Below are 18550 nucleotides of genomic sequence, written 5' to 3'. Positions count from 1 at the left end.
CGATGATGGATGTACGCCTGCACCTGAAGTACACCGCCTTCGCGCTGGATGTAGACCTGCAATTGCCCGGCCGTGGCGTGACCGCTCTCTACGGGCATTCCGGCTCCGGCAAGACCACCTGCCTGCGTTGTATCGCCGGTTTGGAGCACGCCGCCGAGGGTTTTGTAAAAATCAACGATAAGGTCTGGCAGGACAGCCAGAAAGGCCTGTTTGTGCCAGCGCATAAACGCGCCTTGGGGTATGTGTTCCAGGAGGCCAGCCTGTTTCCCCATCTGTCGGTGCGTGCCAATCTGGAGTTCGGCCTCAAGCGCATTCCACGCCAGCAACGGCGTGTGGACATGGCCCAGGCCACCGAACTGCTGGGCATCGGCCACCTGCTTGAGCGTCACCCGCAACACCTGTCCGGTGGCGAACGCCAACGCATCGGCATCGCCCGCGCCCTGCTCACCAGCCCCAGGTTGCTGTTGATGGATGAACCGCTGGCGGCCCTGGACAGCAAACGCAAAAGCGAGATCCTGCCTTACCTGGAACGCCTGCACGACGAACTGGATATCCCGGTGCTGTACGTCAGCCATGCCCAGGATGAGGTCGCGCGGCTGGCCGACCATATCGTCTTGCTCAGCGACGGCAAGGCGCTGGCCAGTGGGCCCATCGGCGAAACCCTGGCGCGCCTCGACCTGCCACTGGCCCTCGGCGACGATGCCGGCGTGGTGATCACCGGCAGCGTGATTGCCTATGACGCGCACTATCAGTTGCTGACCTTGCAACTACCCGACTGTCCGTTGCAGATCCGCGTGGCCCATGCGCCGCTGGCGGTGGGTAAACAGCTGCGGGTCAAGGTCCAGGCACGGGATGTAAGCCTCAGCCAGCAGGCGGAGGAACACAGCAGCATCCTCAACAGGCTGCCGGTGACCGTCACCCAGGACATTGCCGCGGACAACAGTGCCCATGTGCTGGTGCGCCTGGACGCAGGCGGCACGCCATTGCTGGCACGCATCACACGTTTCTCCCGGGACCAGTTGCACGTGCATCCGGGCCAAGCGTTGTGGGCGCAAATCAAGGCGGTGGCAGTGCTGGCGTAACCAATTGGCACGACCGCCAGAGGCTGCGGTCAATCAGACATACCGGCCTGATTTGTTGCCTAGGAACCCGCACCATGCCTGACTCTTCGCTGCCCGCCGACCTGCCCCGCGACCTGCATTACGTTGACGATACCCAGCCTGGCATCCGCCGCAAAAAGCTGCGGGGCAAGTTCCAGTACCTGGATGCAAAAGGTGAACGCATCACCGATGCCGATGAAATCAAACGCCTGAACGCCCTGGCGGTGCCGCCCGCCTACACCGATGTGTGGATCTGCGCCGACCCTCGCGGCCATCTGCAAGCCACCGGCCGCGATGCCCGTGGCCGCAAGCAATACCGCTACCACTCACGCTGGCGCGAAGTACGTGACAGCGACAAGTACTCGCGGTTGCAGGCCTTCGGCACTGCGTTGCCCAAATTGCGCAAACAGCTGGAAGCGCAAATCGCCGAGCCGGGGTTTACTCGCGAAAAGGTGCTGGCGACCGTGGTGATGTTGCTCGACGCCACCCTGATCCGCGTCGGCAATACCCAGTACGCCCGCGAGAATAAATCCTACGGTCTGACCACCCTGCGCAATCGGCATGTGGACATCAAGGGCAGCGAAATCCAGTTCCAGTTCCGTGGCAAGAGCGGGGTCGAGCATCAAATCAGCGTCAAGGATCGGCGCCTGGCCAGGGTGGTCAAGCGCTGCATGGAGCTGCCTGGGCAGAACCTGTTCCAGTACCTGGATGAAGATGGCGAGCGGCATACCGTCAGTTCCCAAGACGTCAACGCCTACCTGCACGAGCTGACCGGCGAAGACTTTACCGCCAAGGACTACCGCACCTGGGCCGGCACGGCGATGGCATTGGCGGTATTGCGTGAGTTGGCGTGGCAGCCGGAGTCCGACGCCAAGCGGCATGTGGTGGCGATGGTCAAGGACGTCTCCCGGCAGTTGGGCAATACGCCGGCTGTGTGTCGCAAGTGCTATATCCACCCTGCGGTGCTTGAGCATTTCAGCCTCGGTGAGTTGTCGAAGCTGCCCAAGCCGCGGGTGCGCAAAGGCCTGAAAGCCGAGGAAGTGGCCCTGGCGATGTTCCTGGAAAAATTGGCCGAAGACTTGCCGCATAAAGCCAAGGTGGGTTAGCCTCTGCGTCCCTTCTGACTCACGGGATGACCGCCGACGTGAACAACTAAGCCTTCCAAAATGTATCTGCAACGAGCCGCCTGGCGCGCTTGTTGGCCTGTTCGACATTTTTTTGGAGGTGCTGATGACTGACGTCAACCGGCTGCCCGCGCTTGTTTCCCTGCAACACGTGTCTTTCCAGTTCGCCAATGGCGAAACCTTGCTGGAGGACCTGAACCTATCCATTGATCACACCCCCACCGGCATTGTCGGGCGCAATGGGCGTGGCAAAAGTATCCTGGCGAAATTGATGGCCGGACTACTGCTGCCCTCCTCCGGCACCTTGAAAACACCCGCCAACGTCGCCTATGTGCCCCAGGCGTTGAGGGTCCAAGCGGGAGAAACGGTTGCCCATATCACCGCTACCGCCCCCGCCCTGGCCGCGCTCGAGCGTATGGCCCAAGGTCAAGCGCAAGTCGGTGACCTGGAACTGATCGACGATCGCTGGGACCTGGCCGAGCGCTTGCGCCTGGCACTGGATGCGGCGGGTTTGCCAACTGTCAACGCCAACACACAGGCCGATCAGCTCAGCGGCGGCCAATTGGCCAGGGTCGCAGTGATCGGTGCGTTGCTGGCGGCGCCGCAGTTGCTGATTCTGGACGAGCCCAGCAACCACCTCGACAGTGCCGGGCGCGCTTGGCTGCTCCGTGTGCTGGGCGATTGGCGCGGCGGCCTGGTGATGGTCAGCCATGATCGGCAGTTACTCAATGCCATGGGGCGCATCATCGAATTGTCGCCTCTTGGCGTAGAGGTCTACGGCGGCAATTACGACGCCTATCGCCAGCAACGGGAGACGCAACAGCTGGCCGCCATCGCCGCCTGGGAGCATGCGCGCCAGACACGTAGCCGTGAGCGTCGGCGCCTGCAAAAAGACCATGACAGCCTGCAGCGCAACGCCGCACGCTCGCGCAAACACGCCGAGACTGCCAACGTCGACCGCTTTACCAAAGCGCGCTGGAAAGGCGCCGCTACGGAGATCGTCAGCACGGTGCGCAGTGCTCACCACGAGCACAAAAACCAACTCGATGCAAAGGTGCGCCACGCCTACGAGCGTGTGGTGGATGAAACGCCCACCCTGCTCGCCTTGCCAGCCTCGGCAGTACCCAATGGCCGGCAAGTACTGGCCCTGGAGCGTGCGCAACTGCCCTGGCTCGATCCGCTGGCGCCCGCAAGCTATCTGACGATCAACCTGGCGGGGCCTGCGCGTGTCGCCGTGCGCGGGCCCAACGGTTGCGGTAAGTCCACCTTGCTCAAGTTGCTCGCAGGTCAATGGCAGGCCGTGAGTGGCGGGTGCACGGTGGCGGTGCCCGGCGCCTATCTCGATCAGCACCTGGCGCTGCTGGACGACCGGCATAGCATCATCGTGCAACTCAACCGGCTCGACACCCCGCTGGCCGAAGCCGAACTGCGTACGCGCCTGGCCTTGCTGCAACTGGATGCCTTGCGGGTCACACAACCGATGGGGCAACTCAGCGGCGGCGAGCGTCTGAAAGCGGCGATGGCCGTTGCCCTTTGGCGGAAGATACCCGCGCAGTTACTGCTGTTGGATGAACCCACCAATCACCTGGACCTGGAATCGGTGCTCGCCTTTGAACAGGCATTGAAAGGCTTCAGCGGCGCAATGCTGGCGGTTTCCCACGACGAGGCGTTTCTACAGGCGCTCGAGCCGACTCATCTTTTGACGTGGTACAGCACCGGCTGGCAACTGGAGCATGCCTGAGGTCATTGCGCGCCCACGCAAAGCGTCCTACGGTAGTGGCCGGATAATCTCATCGAGGAAACCGGCCCCATGCTGCCTTCGTCCCGCAAGCCTTACACCAATGTCACGCTCGCCCATCGACAGCGCTGGCGTGGACGGGTGGGCATGATGCTGGTGGCTTGCCTGTCAGTGCTGGCGGGCATGACCGATGCCATCGGCTTTATGGCCAGCGGCGATTTTGTCTCGTTCATGAGTGGTAACACCACGCGCCTGGCGGTGGCCATCAGCGCTGGCGACCTCGGGCTCACCGGGCGCCTGGTGCTGCTGGTCGCCACCTTTGTGGTCGGCAACGCATTGGGCGTGGTGGTCAGCCGTTTCAGCAAGCGCCACGCGTTGCCACTGTTGCTGTGCATCGGTGCCTTGCTCTGCGGCGCGGCGCTGTGGCCATCGACAGAGACCTTGCCCGCTTTGCTGGCGGCGATTATCGCCATGGGCATGCTCAACGCGGCCGTCGAGGAAGTGAACGGTTTGCCAGTGGGGCTCACCTACGTCACCGGCGCGCTTTCACGCTTTGGTCGCGGGCTGGGGCGCTGGCTATTGGGCGAACGCCGCAATGGCTGGCGCGTGCAATTGATTCCCTGGGCCGGAATGTTTATCGGCGCGGTGATCGGGGCGCTGCTGGAGCAGCAGATGGGCTTGCGCGCACTGTGGGTCAGTGGTGCATTAGCGGGATTACTGGGGCTGGTGACACTGATGATTCCGCGCCGCTGGCAACTGGGTTTCATGCCACGCTGAGGCGAAACAAAGAGGTGCTCGCCCGACGTTTAAGCCTCGACATCCGTGTACCGGTAAAGAGCCATCGCGTCGAGCGAGCGAGTGAATCATAAGACAATGCCCGGCGGCTGTCCTGCCAGGCGTTTCGGAATATGACTAAGGCAACGTATTACAGACAAGTGGCGAGGGCAGCCAAGCGGCGTTTGGCTGGCATATTGTCTTCGGCTGCATAGTACTTGACGGTAGAACCCGCCCCAGTGCTGTGTACATCCACAAAGTAGTCGCCACCCGTGGTGTAGACCGTGAAACCACCAGCCTCGGTGGGCTCCTTGAAACCGCCGGCGTCAATGCCAAACACGCTTTCATCCTGCCAGCCGAACTGGATGCATTGGGCAACCACCAGGGTGGTCTTGTCCGATGCCAAAGTCTTGTAGGGGCTGCCGGCGCGTGCCTCTTTCATCTTCGAGCCCGCGCAACCGGCCAGTGCTGCCAGTACCAATGCGCCAATTACCACCTTGTGCATGCCATTGCTTCCTTGGAAAAACCGTGACTCTACCATTGTGCTGGCGCCAACTGACGCGCCCATGAACTTTGTTTCACTGTGAAGCGCGAACTCGCCGACTATAGTGGCCAAGCTCATTTTCAAGAAGCGTCCCTTCTGCCCGCCCTCCCGCGGGCTTTTTTTTGCCTGGGTGTCAGAGCCACCAACGAAACAGATAGAACAGCGCCATGCTCAGCAACACGGTGATCAACACGCTGCGCGTCCAGAACATCAACGCCACGGCGCAGATACCGGCCAGCAAGTAAGGGTTGGTCGGGCTCAGGTTGAGCTGATGGTCAGCCAGAAAAATAATCGGCCCGCAGATCGCCGTGAGCATGCCCGGCACGGCGAAACCCAGGAACTCACGGGCGCCGCGATTGAGCCGCACCGGCAGGCGCGGTTCGAGAAACACATAGCGGTTGAAAAACACCACCAGGCCCATGGCCACAATCATCAAGTAGATCATCGCTGCCCCACTCCCAGGCGCTTGCAGGCAAACCCTGCGCTCATCCCCAACACCCCCGAAACCACCACCGCCGATTCCCAGTGCAGGTAACTCAACCATACCGAGCACAGCAGCGAAACGGCGACGCACACCACCGTGGGCACATCGCGCACCACTGGCGTGATCAAGGCGATAAAGGTCGCGGCAATCGAGAACTCCAGGCCCAACTGGTCCAGGCCGGGAATGCTTTTACCCAGCACAATGCCAGCCAGGGTGAAGAGGTTCCAGATGATATAAAACGTCAGGCCGACGCCCAGGGCGTACCAACGATTGAAGGTCTCGCGGTCATAGTGGTTGACCAGCGCGAAGAACTCATCGGTCAGCAGAAAACCCAGGCTCATGCGCCAGCGGGTATTGAGCGAAGACAACGTGGGCCGCATGTGCATGCCATACAGCAGATGCTGGGAGGTCAGCAACAAGGTGGTCAGCACAATGGAAATCAGGCTGGCGCCGCTCTTGACCATGCCGATTGCCACCAACTGCGCCGCACCGGCAAACACAATGGCGGACAAGCCTTGGGCTTGCAGCGGGGTAAATTGCGCGTCGATGGCCATGGACCCGGCGAGCAATCCCCAGGGCGCGCAGGCCAGGGACAAGGGAATGACGGCGATGGCGCCGCGGGTGAAGGCGTAATGAGGTAATGCAGTGGGCATGGAAACGGCTCATCGACAGACAGTCGACAAGCATGCCAGCACCTTAAAGCGCTTGTCTTGAACGATCTTGCTCAGGCGAGCTTTACCGAAACCTGCTCCACCGAATCCCGCGCTTCGCGCAGTTCGTAGGCATCCTGGTTCAGCCGGTGGATGGTGTGGAGCAGGCGTTGACGCAGCACTTCATCGCTTAGTTTTTCGACGGCACGCATCAGGTCGAACGCCGCGGTTTCGTTATTTTCCGCGACGGAATCCAGGGTCTTGCGCAGGTTGCGAGTGGCACGGGTCACGCGGGTTCTTCCTTCTTCAGCAATGGGCGGGCACTTTAGGACATTTGTGTTTCAGTTTAATTTCAAACAGTTGTGGCTGTTTCCAGGGCATTTGATCCATATCAAATGAAACAAGGTTTGACTGAAATATATGGAAATACGTATATTTGGATAACCATATATATAGGCCTTGGCCATGTTGGATTCCCTCTCTCCTCCCTCCTTGTTCAAATGCCTGGCCGATGCCACCCGCGCACGGCTGACCCTGTTGATCTTGCGCGAAGGCGAACTTTGCGTGTGTGAACTGATCCATGCCCTGGACGACAGCCAGCCAAAAATCTCCCGCCACCTGGCGCAATTGCGCAGTTGCGGGCTGCTGCTGGACCGTCGCCAAGGGCAATGGATCTACTACCGCATCAATCCGGCCCTGCCCACCTGGGTCACACAGGTGCTGGACACCACCCTGCAAGCCAACCAGCCATGGTTGCAGAACGACGCGCTGCGTCTGGATGCAATGGGCGACAGACCACAACGGACCAGCACCTGCTGCTGAGCCATCGGAGCGTTTATTCATGCTTGTCGCAAGTGCGATTTTCTTAATCACCATTGTGCTGGTCATCTGGCAGCCCAAGGGCCTGGGCGTGGGTTGGAGTGCCAGCCTGGGTGCGATCCTGGCCCTGGGCTGCGGGGTGATCAGCCTGGCGGACATTCCGGTGGTGTGGCACATCATCTGGAACGCCACCGGCACCTTTGTCGCGCTGATCATCATCAGCCTGCTACTCGACGAGGCCGGGTTCTTCGCCTGGGCCGCCCTGCATGTGGCGCGTTGGGGGCGTGGCCGCGGCCGGCGGTTGTTTGCCTATATGGTGCTGCTCGGTGCCCTGGTATCGGCGCTGTTTGCCAACGACGGCGCGGCGCTGATTCTGACCCCCATCGTGATGTCGATGCTGCTGGCCTTGCGCTTTTCTCCGGCGGCGACCCTGGCATTCGTCATGGGCGCCGGGTTTATCGCCGATACGGCGAGCCTGCCGCTGGTGGTGTCGAACCTGGTGAACATCGTCTCGGCGGACTATTTCAAGATCGGCTTCAACGAATATGCCGCCGTGATGGTGCCGGTGAACCTGGTCAGCGTCGCCGCGACACTGGCGGTGCTGCTGTGGTTTTTCCGCCGGGATATTCCACAGACCTACGACCCGGCCGACCTTGACGACCCCGCCAGCGCCATCCATGACCGTGCGACCTTTCGCGCCGGCTGGTGGGTACTCGGCATTTTGCTGGTCGGCTGTTTTGCCTTGGAGCCGCTGGGCATTCCCATCAGTGCGATTTCCGCAGCATGTGCCGTGTTGCTGCTGGTGATTGCCGCCAAAGGCCACAAGATTTCTACGCGCAAAGTCCTCAAGGAAGCGCCCTGGCAGATCGTGATCTTTTCACTGGGCATGTACCTGGTGGTATACGGCCTGCGAAACGCTGGCCTGACCGACTACCTCGCGACCTGGCTCGACACCTTCGCCACCTACGGTGTGTGGGGCGCCGCCATAGGCACTGGCGTACTAACGGCGCTGCTCTCATCGGCGATGAATAACCTGCCGACGGTGTTGATCGGTGCATTGTCCATCGAATCCAGCCATGCCGTGGGCGTGATCAAGGACGCAATGATCTACGCCAACGTGATCGGCAGCGACCTGGGCCCGAAAATCACTCCTATCGGCAGCCTGGCGACTTTGCTATGGCTGCATATCCTGGCGCGCAAAGGCATCACCATTACCTGGGGTTACTACTTCAAGGTCGGCATCGTACTGACCTTACCGGTGCTGTTGATCACCCTCGCCGCCCTTGCCCTGCGCCTGAGCGTCTAAAGGAGACTGCAATGAAAGTGCTGTTCATGTGTACCGCCAACAGTTGCCGCAGCATTTTGTCCGAAGCGGTATTCAACCATTTGGCGCCGGCGGGCTTTGAGGCGATCAGCTCGGGCAGCCTCCCTAAAGGCCAGGTCTTGCCCCGCAGCCTGAGCACGCTGCAGTCGGCGGGTATCAGCGTCGAAGGCTTATACAGCAAGGGCAATGACGCCTTTGAAGGCAGCCCGCCGGATGTAGTCATTACCGTGTGCGACAACGCGGCCGGGGAAGCATGCCCAGTGTATTTTGGCGCGGCGGTGAAAGCGCATTGGGGGCTGCAAGACCCTTCGCACATGCGCGGTGATGAAGCCCAGATAGACGCTGCATTCAAAGCCACCCTCGACATTATCGCCGTTCGCTGCAAGACATTTTTTGCGCTGCCCTTTGCAAGCCTCAGCACGGATGAATTGAAGGTTGAACTCGAGCGTATCGCCTTGAAAGCGAACAGTTTTTAAGTCGAACCTGAAAGAAATCTGGATCACCCTGTGGGCCATTCAAATCTGCATGGTTTCCTAACCCCGCGCTGACGTATGCTTTCGCACTTTCCTGAAAGGACGCGGGCATGCTGACGATCTTTTTCTACGCACTGGTATTCGGTTTTGTATTTTGCCTCTCCCCCGGCGCGGTGCTGGCAGAAACGCTGCGTCGTGGCTTGCTCCACGGTTTCACACCGGCGCTGCTGGTGCAGTTCGGCTCGCTGGTGGGCGACGCCGTCTGGGCAGTGATTGGCCTCACCGGTATCGCGCTGCTGATCCAGCATGACGCCGTGCGGGTGCCATTGACGATCGTCTGTGCGCTGTACCTGGCGTGGCTGGGCATCCGCAGCCTGATCGATGCCTGGCAGTTGCCCGCAGCTGACGACGCACCGGCCAGTACCCGGCAAAATGCGTTGGCCGTCGGCGCCGCGATCTCCTTGGCCAATCCGAAGAACATCGTGTACTGGGGCGCCCTGGGGAGTGCCTTGTCCGGCATCGTCGGCGCCACGCCCAGCCACGGGCAGACCCTGATGTTTTTTGCCGGTTTCATGCTGGCGTCCGTGCTCTCGTGTTTTCTGATCGCCGCGCTGGTGAACCTGCTGCGCAAGAACGCATCACCGATGTGGCAGCGTGTCAGTTATGCGGCCTGCGGTTTGGTATTGATCTACCTGGCAATACTCGCCGCCCAGGGTATATGAAGTTATATATCCAGCAACTTCCGAGTGCCTCTAATCTGAATGAACTCTGAACACGGGTTAATTTAATTAATCATGCGTTGACATTCTGTTACGGTCTGAGTAGATTGCCCGTGCCCGCAACTGGGGCCTTTTTTAAACCTCACAAAAGAAGCCAATGGACACAGTATCTAGTCGCTGTCCGAGCGCCGCATCAGCGGGCATCGGGCGCCAAACCCAGAATATGACAGGACTCGCCTTCCAGGTCCGGTAAGCTGCGCTAGAGCTCGATGCTCCACCGTAACTGCCTCACCGGTCGCTTGTCCGGTCCCGAGGTGTGTTATGACCTTCCCACTCATTGCTTTGCCCGATGTACCGACACTGGCCGCAGCCTTGCGCGCCAAGCTGTGCCGCGCGCCCGTGGGCTTTTCGCCCACTCGCTCGGCCTTTGTTGCACCCTCCCCCCAAGTGCGCCCGGCACCACCGCTGGCGCACTGGCGTATTTGCCCTGACAGCGGCCAACTGGTGCAGCACTGGGATCACGCCGACCCTCAAGACCCGCAGAGACCCAAGGTTTCCAGCCTGGCGCAAGCTAGCTTGATGCTCGGTCTTTACGTGAGCGCTCGCGCCGCCTGACCTGGCTGGAAACAGCAACTTTCTTATTAATACCCTGGAGTTCTTTATGAACACGTCCAGTAGTAGCCCGCTGCGCGCACGTTAATTAACGCGCTGTTAGCGGGCACTGTAAAAGTTACTTGAACACTTTATTTAAACCGATCGCGAAGTCCGCGGCTCGGCATGCTTTCGCTCGCCTGTATGCAGGTAAGTACCGGGTATGTTTTGTCGAGAATTGGCGACAGGAGTACAGACAATGAGCGCCGTAAAAAACACGCCTCTGCACAAGAAAAATGGCACCGCAGCCGACACCAAACTGTCGATGCGCGCCGCCCGTGAAGCCCAGAACGGCCTGGCGGCCACCCTCGCCAATGTGCGCGCCACCCAGGATGGCCTGACCGAACTGGACGCCTCGGCGCGTCTGCAACGGGAAGGCTATAACGAAGTCGCCCATGACAAGCCGCCACACGCCATCGTCCAGTTCCTGCAGGCACTGAACAACCCCTTCATCTACGTGCTGCTGACCCTCGGCGGGATCAGCTTTGTCACCGACTATTGGTTGCCGCTGCAGGCCGGTGAGGAAGTCGACCTGACCAAAGTCATCATCATCATGACCATGGTCCTGCTCAGTAGCCTGCTGCGGTTCTGGCAGGAACACCGCTCGGCGAAATCCGCCGAAGCCCTCAAGGCCATGGTACGCACCACCGCCACCGTGCTGCGCCGCGAACAGGTCGGCGCCCAGCCCACCCTGCGCGAAGTGCCGATGCGCGAGCTGGTGGCCGGCGACATCGTGCAACTGTCGGCCGGTGACATGATTCCCGCCGACATCCGCCTGATCGAGTCCCGTGACTTGTTTATCAGCCAGGCCGTGCTGACCGGCGAAGCCTTGCCGGTGGAGAAGTACGACACCCTGGGCGATGTCACGCAAAAATCCGCCTCGGCCCTGGCCGCCGACCAAGGCAACCTGCTCGACCTGCCGAATATCTGCTTCATGGGCACCAACGTGGTCAGTGGTCGTGCCAAGGCCGTGGTGATCGCCACCGGGCCGCGCACGTACTTTGGCTCCCTGGCCAAAGCGATTGTCGGCTCGCGGGTGCAAACCGCCTTCGACCGTGGGGTGAACAGCGTCAGTTGGTTGCTGATCCGCTTCATGCTGGTGATGGTGCCCATCGTGTTCTTCCTCAATGGCTTCTCCAAAGGTGACTGGGGCGATGCCTTCCTGTTTGCCCTGGCGGTGGCTGTGGGCCTCACCCCGGAAATGCTGCCGATGATCGTCAGCGCCAACCTGGCCAAGGGCGCCACGGCCATGGCCAAGCGCAAAGTGGTGGTCAAGCGCCTCAATGCGATCCAGAACTTCGGCTCGATGGACGTGCTGTGCACCGACAAGACCGGCACCCTGACCCAGGACAAGATCATCCTCGAGCATCACGTCAACGCCTTCGGCCAGCGCGATGATGCGGTGCTGTCCCTGGCCTGGCTCAACAGCTTTCACCAGAGCGGCATGAAGAACCTGATGGACCAGGCCGTGGTGCAGTTCTCGGAACAGAACCCCAAGTTCCAGGTGCCATTTGCCTACAGCAAGGTCGATGAATTGCCGTTCGACTTCGTGCGCCGTCGCCTGTCGATCGTGGTCAAGGACGCTGCCGGCGACCAGTTGCTGGTGTGCAAGGGCGCGGTGGAAGAGATGCTGAGCATTTCCACTCACGTCATGGAGGCAGGCGAAGCCCTGCCCCTGGATGATCGCCGGCGCGAGGACCTGCTGGCACTGGCTAATGACTACAACGAAGATGGTTTCCGCGTGCTGGTGGTGGCGACCCGCAATATCCCCAAAGCGCTGGCACGCCAGCAGTACACCACCACCGATGAACGCAACCTGGTGATCCAGGGCTTCCTGACCTTCCTGGACCCACCGAAGGAAACCGCAGGCCCGGCGATTGCAGCGCTGCAACAGATCGGCGTGGCGATCAAGGTGTTGACCGGCGACAACGCGGTGGTCACCAGCAAGATCTGCCGCCAGGTCGGCCTCGAGCCAGGCCAGCCGCTGCTGGGCGTGGAAATCGAAGCGATGGATGACGCCACACTGCTGCGCCGCGTAGAGGAACGCACGGTGTTCGCCAAGTTGACGCCGCTGCAAAAATCGCGGGTGCTCAAGGCGCTGCAAGCCAACGGCCACACTGTTGGCTTCCTCGGCGACGGCATCAACGATGCACCGGCGCTGCGGGATGCCGACGTGGGTATCTCGGTGGACAGCGGTACGGATATCGCCAAGGAGTCGGCCGACATCATCCTGCTCGAAAAGAGCCTGATGGTGCTGGAAGAAGGCGTGCTCAAGGGCCGCGAAACCTTCGGCAATATCATGAAGTACCTGAACATGACCGCCAGCTCCAACTTCGGCAACGTGTTCTCGGTGCTGGTAGCCAGCGCGTTCATTCCGTTCATGCCGATGCTGGCGATCCACCTGCTGCTACAGAACCTGATGTATGACATCTCCCAGCTGGCCCTGCCGTGGGACAAGATGGACAAGGAATACCTGGCCAAGCCACGTAAGTGGGATGCGAAAAACATTGGTCGCTTCATGATCTGGATCGGGCCGACCTCGTCGATCTTCGACATCACCACCTTTGCCCTGATGTGGTACGTGTTCTCGGCCAACAGTGTGGAAATGCAGACGCTGTTCCAGTCCGGCTGGTTTATCGAGGGGCTGCTCTCGCAAACCCTGGTGGTGCACATGCTGCGCACCCGCAAGATTCCGTTCTTCCAGAGCACCGCTGCCTGGCCGGTATTGATGATGACCTGCATCGTGATCGCCCTGGGCATCTACGTGCCGTTCTCGCCACTGGGCACCCTGGTGGGCCTGCAACCGCTGCCGATGGCGTACTTCCCATGGCTGGTGGGCACTCTGCTGGCGTACTGCTGCGTGGCCCAACTGATGAAGACGATCTACATCCGCCGCTTCAAGCAGTGGTACTGATCCCCCCGCCGTTCAAACGGTGGCGGTCGCCCCGCCGTTCAAACGGTGGCGGTCGCCCGGCCGCCACCGCGAAATACAAGGATGCTCCCAATGCGCGTCTTGATCTGTGCAGGTCGTCATTACGCCGACACCAAAAAGTCCCGCCATGTGCTGGACGCTTACCACCGCCTGCACCCAGTGCAGGTATTGATCCACGGCGGCAACCAGTTTCTCGGCAGCGAGATCGAGGAATGGGCGCGGGAAATCGGCATCGACGTGGTGCGTTACCCACCCAATTGGCAACGCCACGGCAAACAGGCGGAACGCCAGCGCAACCACTTCATGCTGGCCGACAGCCGCCCCGACGTGATCATCGCCCTGCCCGGTGGTGACGATACCTCGGAGCTGGTGTGCCAGGCCAAAGCCAGCGGCATTTCGGTGCTGACCGTAGAAAGCTGAATTCAAGCGAGGTGCATCATGCACAAAAAATACCACTCAAAGCGGCAGGACGGCTTTGCCAAATACCGTGCGCGTCACTATCGCGGTGCGCGCCACACATTGCTGTTGTTGCCACCGGCCAAGCGCCGTGCATTGCAGCGCAACCTGATCTTTATCGGTGCGACCCTGGGCGCTGTCTTGCTTATCGCGCTATTTTCAAAAGCCCATGCCGCAGGCGGTGCTTATGTGGTCGACGACGGCGCCGTCAACGCCCCGGGAGAATGCAATGTCGACGCCTGGTACAGCGCCAATCGGCACGCGGGCAGTACCCATAACGCTACCCTGTCGCCCGCCTGCACGTTCAGCGCCATGCCCGCCGTGCAGTGGGGCGCCGCGTTGTCACGGGCCACGGCCGCAGGCAAAGGCGAGACGCAGATCAGCCCGCAGGTGAAGGCGCAGGTGTTGTCACGAGAGGACTTGGGTCTTGAGCTGGCAATTGCAGCCGGGGCGCATGTGGCCCTGGATCGCCAGCACGGGTTTGACGGGGCCGATTTGAAGGTTCCTTTGACCTGGCAGGCCTTGGCACAATTACGCCTGAACCTGAATGCTGGCTGGAGCCACGCCTATAACGACGGTGATCAAAAACATCGCCTGACCTGGGGCACGGGTTTCGAATATCAGCTTGCAGAGTGGCTGACCCTGATTGGCGAACGCTATGGCCAGGAAGGCGGCGAGCAGGCATGGCAGGCTGGGCCGCGATTCCACGTCGGCAAACTTGTCGACGTGGACCTGGTGGTCGGGCGCAGCCTGATTGGGGAACGCGCCCAGTGGCTGACCACTGGGGCGACGCTGAGGTTCTAGGCCTTGGCCTGCTGCTCCAGGTGTACCTGCAACTGCGGGTCGATGTGCAACTGCCCGGCCAGTTCGTCAAGGTATTCGCGCTCGGCGTCCTGCTGATCATTGACCAGCATGACGCTGGCCAGGTAGATCTCCGCGGCGAGCGCCGGGTCATTGGCATAGTCGGCAAAGTCTGCGGCATTCAAGGGCTTGGCGACTTCGGCGTCGAGCCATTGCTGTAGCTGGGGGTCGTCGGTATGACGGCCTATCTCGGCGGAGATCATCTGCTTTTCTTGCGCATCGATAGTGCCATCCGCCTTGGCCGCCGCGATCAACGCGCGTAATACACCATGGCTGTGGGCTTCGGCCTCAGGGCCGTCAAGCTGGTCAACGGTCTGGATGGCTTGCTGCGGGGCAGTGGCTTGTTGACGTTGCCAGGCTTGATACGCCTGGAAAGCCGCCATCCCCAGGGACGCCAGCGCCGCGTAATTCATCCCTCCACCGCTACGCGTCTGGGTGGTGCCGCCGGTCGGTGCACCGCCCAGCAAACCACCCAGGCCACCTAATAATCCACCCAAGCCGCCACCGGCCGGAGCATTGCCGGTACTGGTGCCTTTCAACAAACCGCCGAGCAACCCGCCCAGGCCGCCGCCCGAAGCGCCACCGCCTTGCTGCCCTGCACGCAACAGTTGTTCCAGTAGATCGCTGGTATTCATGGTGTCGCCCTCCCGGGGCGCAATAGTGGCGTTTATCAAACATAGCCCGCCCCAGATGGAACACCATGACCGCCGGGCGGGCAAGCTTTATGATTGCGCCACCACACCGTCGAGGGAGTACCCAGGTGAACCGTATCGAGCACATTGCGTTGATGGCCCACTACAACCAATGGATGAACCGCAAGGTCTATGACGCGGCCGGCACGTTGACGGACGAGGAATTAGCGCTGGACCGAAAGGCGTTCTTCGGCTCGATCCTAGGCACCTTGAATCACCTGATGCTGGGCGACACGGTCTGGCTCAAGCGCTTTGCCGAGCACCCGGCTGACTTTTCGGCATTGGTGCCGTTACGTACCATCGCTACGCCCGCCGATCTCAAGCAATTGGCCTTCGCCAACCTGGGTGAGCTCTCGGCCCATCGCACCTGGCTGGATCAACTGATCGTCGATTGGGCCAACAGCCTGCACGAGTCCCATCTGGATCAGCGCCTGCGTTATCACAACATGCGCGGTGTGGGCGCCGAGAAGCCGTTCTTTGGCCTGCTGGTGCATTTTTTCAACCACCAGACCCACCACCGGGGCCAGGTGACGACGCTGCTGACCCAGGCGGGCGTGGATGTCGGTACTACCGACCTACTGGCGCTGATTGATTGAACACGGCGTAGGCCTGTATCAAGCGAACGCCGCTCCGCCCGCGAGGTCGTAACTACAGGTGCCGGGATTTTTCGCAGCCCGCCCTCACCGCGTGCGTTGTAGGTTTACCAATGCGCGCACCCCATAAGAAGGAGACGCTTACATGGTCATTCACTTCAAGGTCGCCGGGCACTTAGCCTGCGGCCACCACGGCACCAACCTCCCCTCCAGCACCGAGCTGAATCGAGTCAAATGCCGTACCTGCCGCAATACCGAAGCCTACAAAGAAGCGCGCCGCACCCAACGCAACGCCACCCGTCGCGCCTCGCGTAAAGCCAAGGTCCACACCAGCACGGACTGGCGCAGCGCCTGGACCCAGCGCCTCACAGATCTTCCGGGGCTGCAGCGTTTGCCGCGGGGCTTCAGCGGACAGCCTTTCGTGTAAATCCCAAAGCGAGGCAAGCTCACCGTGGCGAGGGAGCTTGCTCCCGTTTAGCAGTGCTTTGACCTCGATGTCACTTCACCTTATTGCTCAACGTCTCCACACTGCGTTTCAAATCGTCCAGGCTGCGCTTGAGGCCGTCGATCTCATCTTTCTGCCGCGCTATCGTGCTTTTCTGCTCATCCAACGTGCGCTTGAGGCTCGACAGCTGACTGTCACTGCTGCTGGAGCTCGACCCGTCCTTACGCTTTAACTCGTCAAACGCCCGATCCTGGCCTTCAACTGTAGTTTTCAGGCTTTGCAGCTCGCTTTCGCTACGCTTCTGCCCAGCTTGCAGCGCCTCGATATCGCCGATGGAAATACTCGACGACTTCAACACATAGGTATTGCCCGCTTCCACCGAGGCGCCCGTCAACCTGTCTGTCGACGACGCACTGAACTCCCCCCATCGCACCGCACTCGCCGCCTGCAGCGGGCCAGCCATTGCCACACCCAACAGCCCCGCTACGCCTGCGGCCATCATCCAAGAACGCCTACGGACACTGAGCATCTATTAATTCCTTTGCGATTTGCCGGGATGGCATATCGCTATGACTGTCATTTATGAGGCTTGTTCCTACGCCGCGTGAATTCATCAGGACCTAACCCGGCGGCCCTGTAGATCACTGATCTGCCACGTTTTTTCTTGAGTATCCGTGTGCAGGAAAGCGCGTTTGGAGGTTGCGCCGAAGCGCCTGGATCTATATATTCCCAACCCTGCTACACCGCGCTACCGCCCGAATGGCGAAACTGGTAGACGCATGGGACTTAAAATCCCCCGCTCGTAAGGGCGTCCCGGTTCGATTCCGGGTTCGGGCACCATAGATATCAAGGGCTTGCCAGGGAAACCTGAGCAGGCCCTTATCTTTTCTGCTCCGCAATTTTAGAATCCGCTCCGCAATTATCCTCCCAGGCCTCCTGCAGAACTAACGCCAATCCCACTCCACCTATAGATCGTCGGCTCAATCGCGACAAGTCAAAACCTCGATCGATGAACTGATTGAAACGGAGCGGATGTGGCGAAGAAATTCATCAGGCTCAAGCGCCGAGTGGCAGCTAGTCTGATTGGATGACTAGAGGGCCTGATCATGTGCGGAAGACTTTCACAATACCGGGGAATCCACGACTTCGTTGCAGCGCTGAGTATGCCCAACGCCCTGGCGAACTCTGTGGGTGATCAGCCTATCGAGCAGTACAACGTGGCACCCACGACCGCCGTTGCGCTGCTGCACCTGCAGGGCGACCTGCTACACGCAGATCCGGTGCGCTGGGGATGGCGGCCGCACTGGGCCAAAGATCGCGGCGCACCGATCAATGCACGCGTTGAGAAAGTCGCCCACGGCCCGTTCTTCCGCGCGATCTGGCCGCACCGGGCAATCACGCCTATCGACAGCTGGTTTGAGTGGGTGGATACGGGTAGCCCCAGGAAGCAGCCCTACCTGATCCGCCGCAGAGATGGTGCCCCTATATTTTGTGCTGCCATCGGGAAGTTACCAGACGCCGATGAAGGCCCAGGCGAGGATGACGGCTTCGTGATCATCACAGCCGAAAGTGCCGGCGGCATGGTGGACATTCATGACCGCCGGCCAGTAGTACTGACTGCAGGCGTGGCCCGGGAATGGCTTGACCCCGCGACGCCCAAAGAACGCGCCGAGCAGATATTACTTCACCAGGGCGAACCTTCCGAGGTATTCGAGTGGTTCAAGGTCGGCACAGCTGTAGGCAACGTGCGGAACAAAGGGCCAGAGCTTATCTCCCCCATTTCGTCATTTTAAAAAAAATGCACATCCGCGCTCGGCCTTGTCCGCACACACCAAAATTCTTGTTGATGAAAAATCACCCGACCTCTTCCATGAAGAAGGCCTGACAATCCACATAATCTCATCATGCCTATTCCCAGTATTTGGCCTCATTTTCAGATACCTTTCATCCACTGTTTTGTAGATACAGCTGATTAAAAAACCGCGGGTTTCGGAGTTTTCTTCAGTCAAGACAAAAACCGCTTTATCAAATTCCACGACGTTAGGGATGGTCTGAAGTAGCCATGTATTTCCCCGGCATACCACCTAGCGCAACTTTTAAACTCGCCAAATGATCAAAAAACAATCAATTCGACGAGTATTTCTTACGTTTTCGCCACCCGGACCCCACTC

The 18550-nt window shown here is 60.3% G+C and carries 21 protein-coding genes and 1 tRNA gene; 16 read left to right on the top strand and 6 right to left on the bottom strand.

Translation table 11 applies throughout. The features are described from left to right. The first annotated feature begins 2 nt into the window (after positions 1 to 2). From modC to JFT66_RS04265, 4 genes are all read left to right on the top strand, one after another. The gene (modC, locus tag JFT66_RS04280; RefSeq protein WP_198858824.1) at positions 3 to 1082 is read left to right on the top strand and encodes a molybdenum ABC transporter ATP-binding protein; all 1080 of its coding nucleotides are present in this window, start codon (positions 3 to 5) and stop codon (positions 1080 to 1082) included. 74 nt (positions 1083 to 1156) lie between these two features. Continuing rightward, entirely contained in the window at positions 1157 to 2206 is a 1050-nt protein-coding gene (locus JFT66_RS04275; protein WP_198858823.1) for a DNA topoisomerase IB, read from the top strand. Between the two features lie 124 nt (positions 2207 to 2330). After that, complete coding sequence (locus JFT66_RS04270) at positions 2331 to 3965, top strand: ATP-binding cassette domain-containing protein (RefSeq protein WP_198858822.1); 1635 nt, start codon at positions 2331 to 2333, stop codon at positions 3963 to 3965. Between the two features lie 69 nt (positions 3966 to 4034). Continuing rightward, complete coding sequence (locus JFT66_RS04265; RefSeq protein WP_153839668.1) at positions 4035 to 4739, top strand: YoaK family protein; 705 nt, start codon at positions 4035 to 4037, stop codon at positions 4737 to 4739. A gap of 148 nt (positions 4740 to 4887) precedes the next feature. On the opposite strand, the gene JFT66_RS04260 is transcribed toward JFT66_RS04265, so the two are convergent. From JFT66_RS04260 to JFT66_RS04245, 4 genes are all read right to left on the bottom strand, one after another. Continuing rightward, entirely contained in the window at positions 4888 to 5241 is a 354-nt protein-coding gene (locus JFT66_RS04260) for a hypothetical protein (protein WP_153839667.1), read from the bottom strand. A 172-nt stretch (positions 5242 to 5413) separates the two neighbouring features. Continuing rightward, positions 5414 to 5725, bottom strand: a complete 312-nt coding sequence (locus JFT66_RS04255) for an AzlD domain-containing protein (RefSeq protein WP_153871921.1) — start codon at positions 5723 to 5725, stop codon at positions 5414 to 5416. Continuing rightward, positions 5722 to 6417, bottom strand: a complete 696-nt coding sequence (locus tag JFT66_RS04250; protein ID WP_034119663.1) for an AzlC family ABC transporter permease — start codon at positions 6415 to 6417, stop codon at positions 5722 to 5724. The genes JFT66_RS04255 and JFT66_RS04250 overlap by 4 nt, the downstream gene beginning before the upstream one ends. Before the next feature lie 71 nt (positions 6418 to 6488). Continuing rightward, on the bottom strand, positions 6489 to 6704 hold the full coding sequence (locus JFT66_RS04245; RefSeq protein WP_198858821.1) for a hypothetical protein: 216 nt from the start codon (positions 6702 to 6704) through the stop codon (positions 6489 to 6491). A gap of 175 nt (positions 6705 to 6879) precedes the next feature. On the opposite strand from JFT66_RS04245, the gene JFT66_RS04240 reads away from it, so the two are divergent. The 8 genes from JFT66_RS04240 (at position 6880) to JFT66_RS04205 (ending at position 14592) form a co-directional block, all read left to right on the top strand. Next, on the top strand, positions 6880 to 7236 hold the full coding sequence (locus JFT66_RS04240; protein ID WP_198858820.1) for a metalloregulator ArsR/SmtB family transcription factor: 357 nt from the start codon (positions 6880 to 6882) through the stop codon (positions 7234 to 7236). Between the two features lie 19 nt (positions 7237 to 7255). Beyond that, a complete protein-coding gene (locus JFT66_RS04235; RefSeq protein WP_198858819.1) occupies positions 7256 to 8539 on the top strand; it encodes an arsenic transporter in 1284 nt (427 codons plus the stop codon). 11 nt (positions 8540 to 8550) lie between these two features. Next, positions 8551 to 9033: an arsenate reductase ArsC gene (locus tag JFT66_RS04230; protein WP_198858818.1), complete on the top strand. Its 483-nt coding sequence runs from the start codon at positions 8551 to 8553 to the stop codon at positions 9031 to 9033. A gap of 107 nt (positions 9034 to 9140) precedes the next feature. Then, on the top strand, positions 9141 to 9752 hold the full coding sequence (locus JFT66_RS04225; protein WP_153839664.1) for a LysE family transporter: 612 nt from the start codon (positions 9141 to 9143) through the stop codon (positions 9750 to 9752). A 318-nt stretch (positions 9753 to 10070) separates the two neighbouring features. Continuing rightward, on the top strand, positions 10071 to 10364 hold the full coding sequence (locus tag JFT66_RS04220; protein WP_153839663.1) for a hypothetical protein: 294 nt from the start codon (positions 10071 to 10073) through the stop codon (positions 10362 to 10364). A 235-nt stretch (positions 10365 to 10599) separates the two neighbouring features. Beyond that, positions 10600 to 13314: a magnesium-translocating P-type ATPase gene (gene mgtA, locus JFT66_RS04215; RefSeq protein WP_198858817.1), complete on the top strand. Its 2715-nt coding sequence runs from the start codon at positions 10600 to 10602 to the stop codon at positions 13312 to 13314. A 90-nt stretch (positions 13315 to 13404) separates the two neighbouring features. Then, on the top strand, positions 13405 to 13752 hold the full coding sequence (locus JFT66_RS04210; protein WP_034119671.1) for a DUF2493 domain-containing protein: 348 nt from the start codon (positions 13405 to 13407) through the stop codon (positions 13750 to 13752). A gap of 18 nt (positions 13753 to 13770) precedes the next feature. Further along, a complete protein-coding gene (locus JFT66_RS04205) occupies positions 13771 to 14592 on the top strand; it encodes a hypothetical protein (protein ID WP_198858816.1) in 822 nt (273 codons plus the stop codon). On the opposite strand, the gene JFT66_RS04200 is transcribed toward JFT66_RS04205, so the two are convergent. Then, a complete protein-coding gene (locus tag JFT66_RS04200) occupies positions 14589 to 15284 on the bottom strand; it encodes a tellurite resistance TerB family protein (protein ID WP_198858815.1) in 696 nt (231 codons plus the stop codon). The genes JFT66_RS04205 and JFT66_RS04200 overlap by 4 nt on opposite strands. A 125-nt stretch (positions 15285 to 15409) precedes the next feature. Between JFT66_RS04200 and JFT66_RS04195 the strand changes: the two genes are divergently transcribed. Both JFT66_RS04195 and JFT66_RS04190 read left to right on the top strand, forming a co-directional pair. Continuing rightward, entirely contained in the window at positions 15410 to 15937 is a 528-nt protein-coding gene (locus tag JFT66_RS04195) for a DinB family protein (protein WP_034119674.1), read from the top strand. Between the two features lie 142 nt (positions 15938 to 16079). Then, positions 16080 to 16361 (top strand): hypothetical protein, encoded by a 282-nt coding sequence (locus tag JFT66_RS04190; protein ID WP_034119675.1) that lies wholly within the window; start codon positions 16080 to 16082, stop codon positions 16359 to 16361. Positions 16362 to 16431: 70 nt separating this feature from the next. Here JFT66_RS04190 and JFT66_RS04185 read toward each other — a convergent pair whose 3' ends face one another. Continuing rightward, positions 16432 to 16908, bottom strand: a complete 477-nt coding sequence (locus tag JFT66_RS04185; RefSeq protein WP_198858814.1) for a hypothetical protein — start codon at positions 16906 to 16908, stop codon at positions 16432 to 16434. Positions 16909 to 17132: 224 nt separating this feature from the next. Between JFT66_RS04185 and JFT66_RS04180 the strand changes: the two genes are divergently transcribed. Both JFT66_RS04180 and JFT66_RS04175 read left to right on the top strand, forming a co-directional pair. Then, positions 17133 to 17219, top strand: a tRNA-Leu gene (locus JFT66_RS04180). Between the two features lie 266 nt (positions 17220 to 17485). Next, positions 17486 to 18172: an SOS response-associated peptidase family protein gene (locus tag JFT66_RS04175; protein ID WP_153839658.1), complete on the top strand. Its 687-nt coding sequence runs from the start codon at positions 17486 to 17488 to the stop codon at positions 18170 to 18172. Positions 18173 to 18550: the final 378 nt, after the last annotated feature.

It is taken from the genome of Pseudomonas sp. MF6755 (assembly GCF_016405635.1).
In the GTDB taxonomy this organism is placed as follows: domain Bacteria; phylum Pseudomonadota; class Gammaproteobacteria; order Pseudomonadales; family Pseudomonadaceae; genus Aquipseudomonas; species Aquipseudomonas haemolytica.
This window is presented reverse-complemented; position numbering and strand designations above follow the sequence as displayed.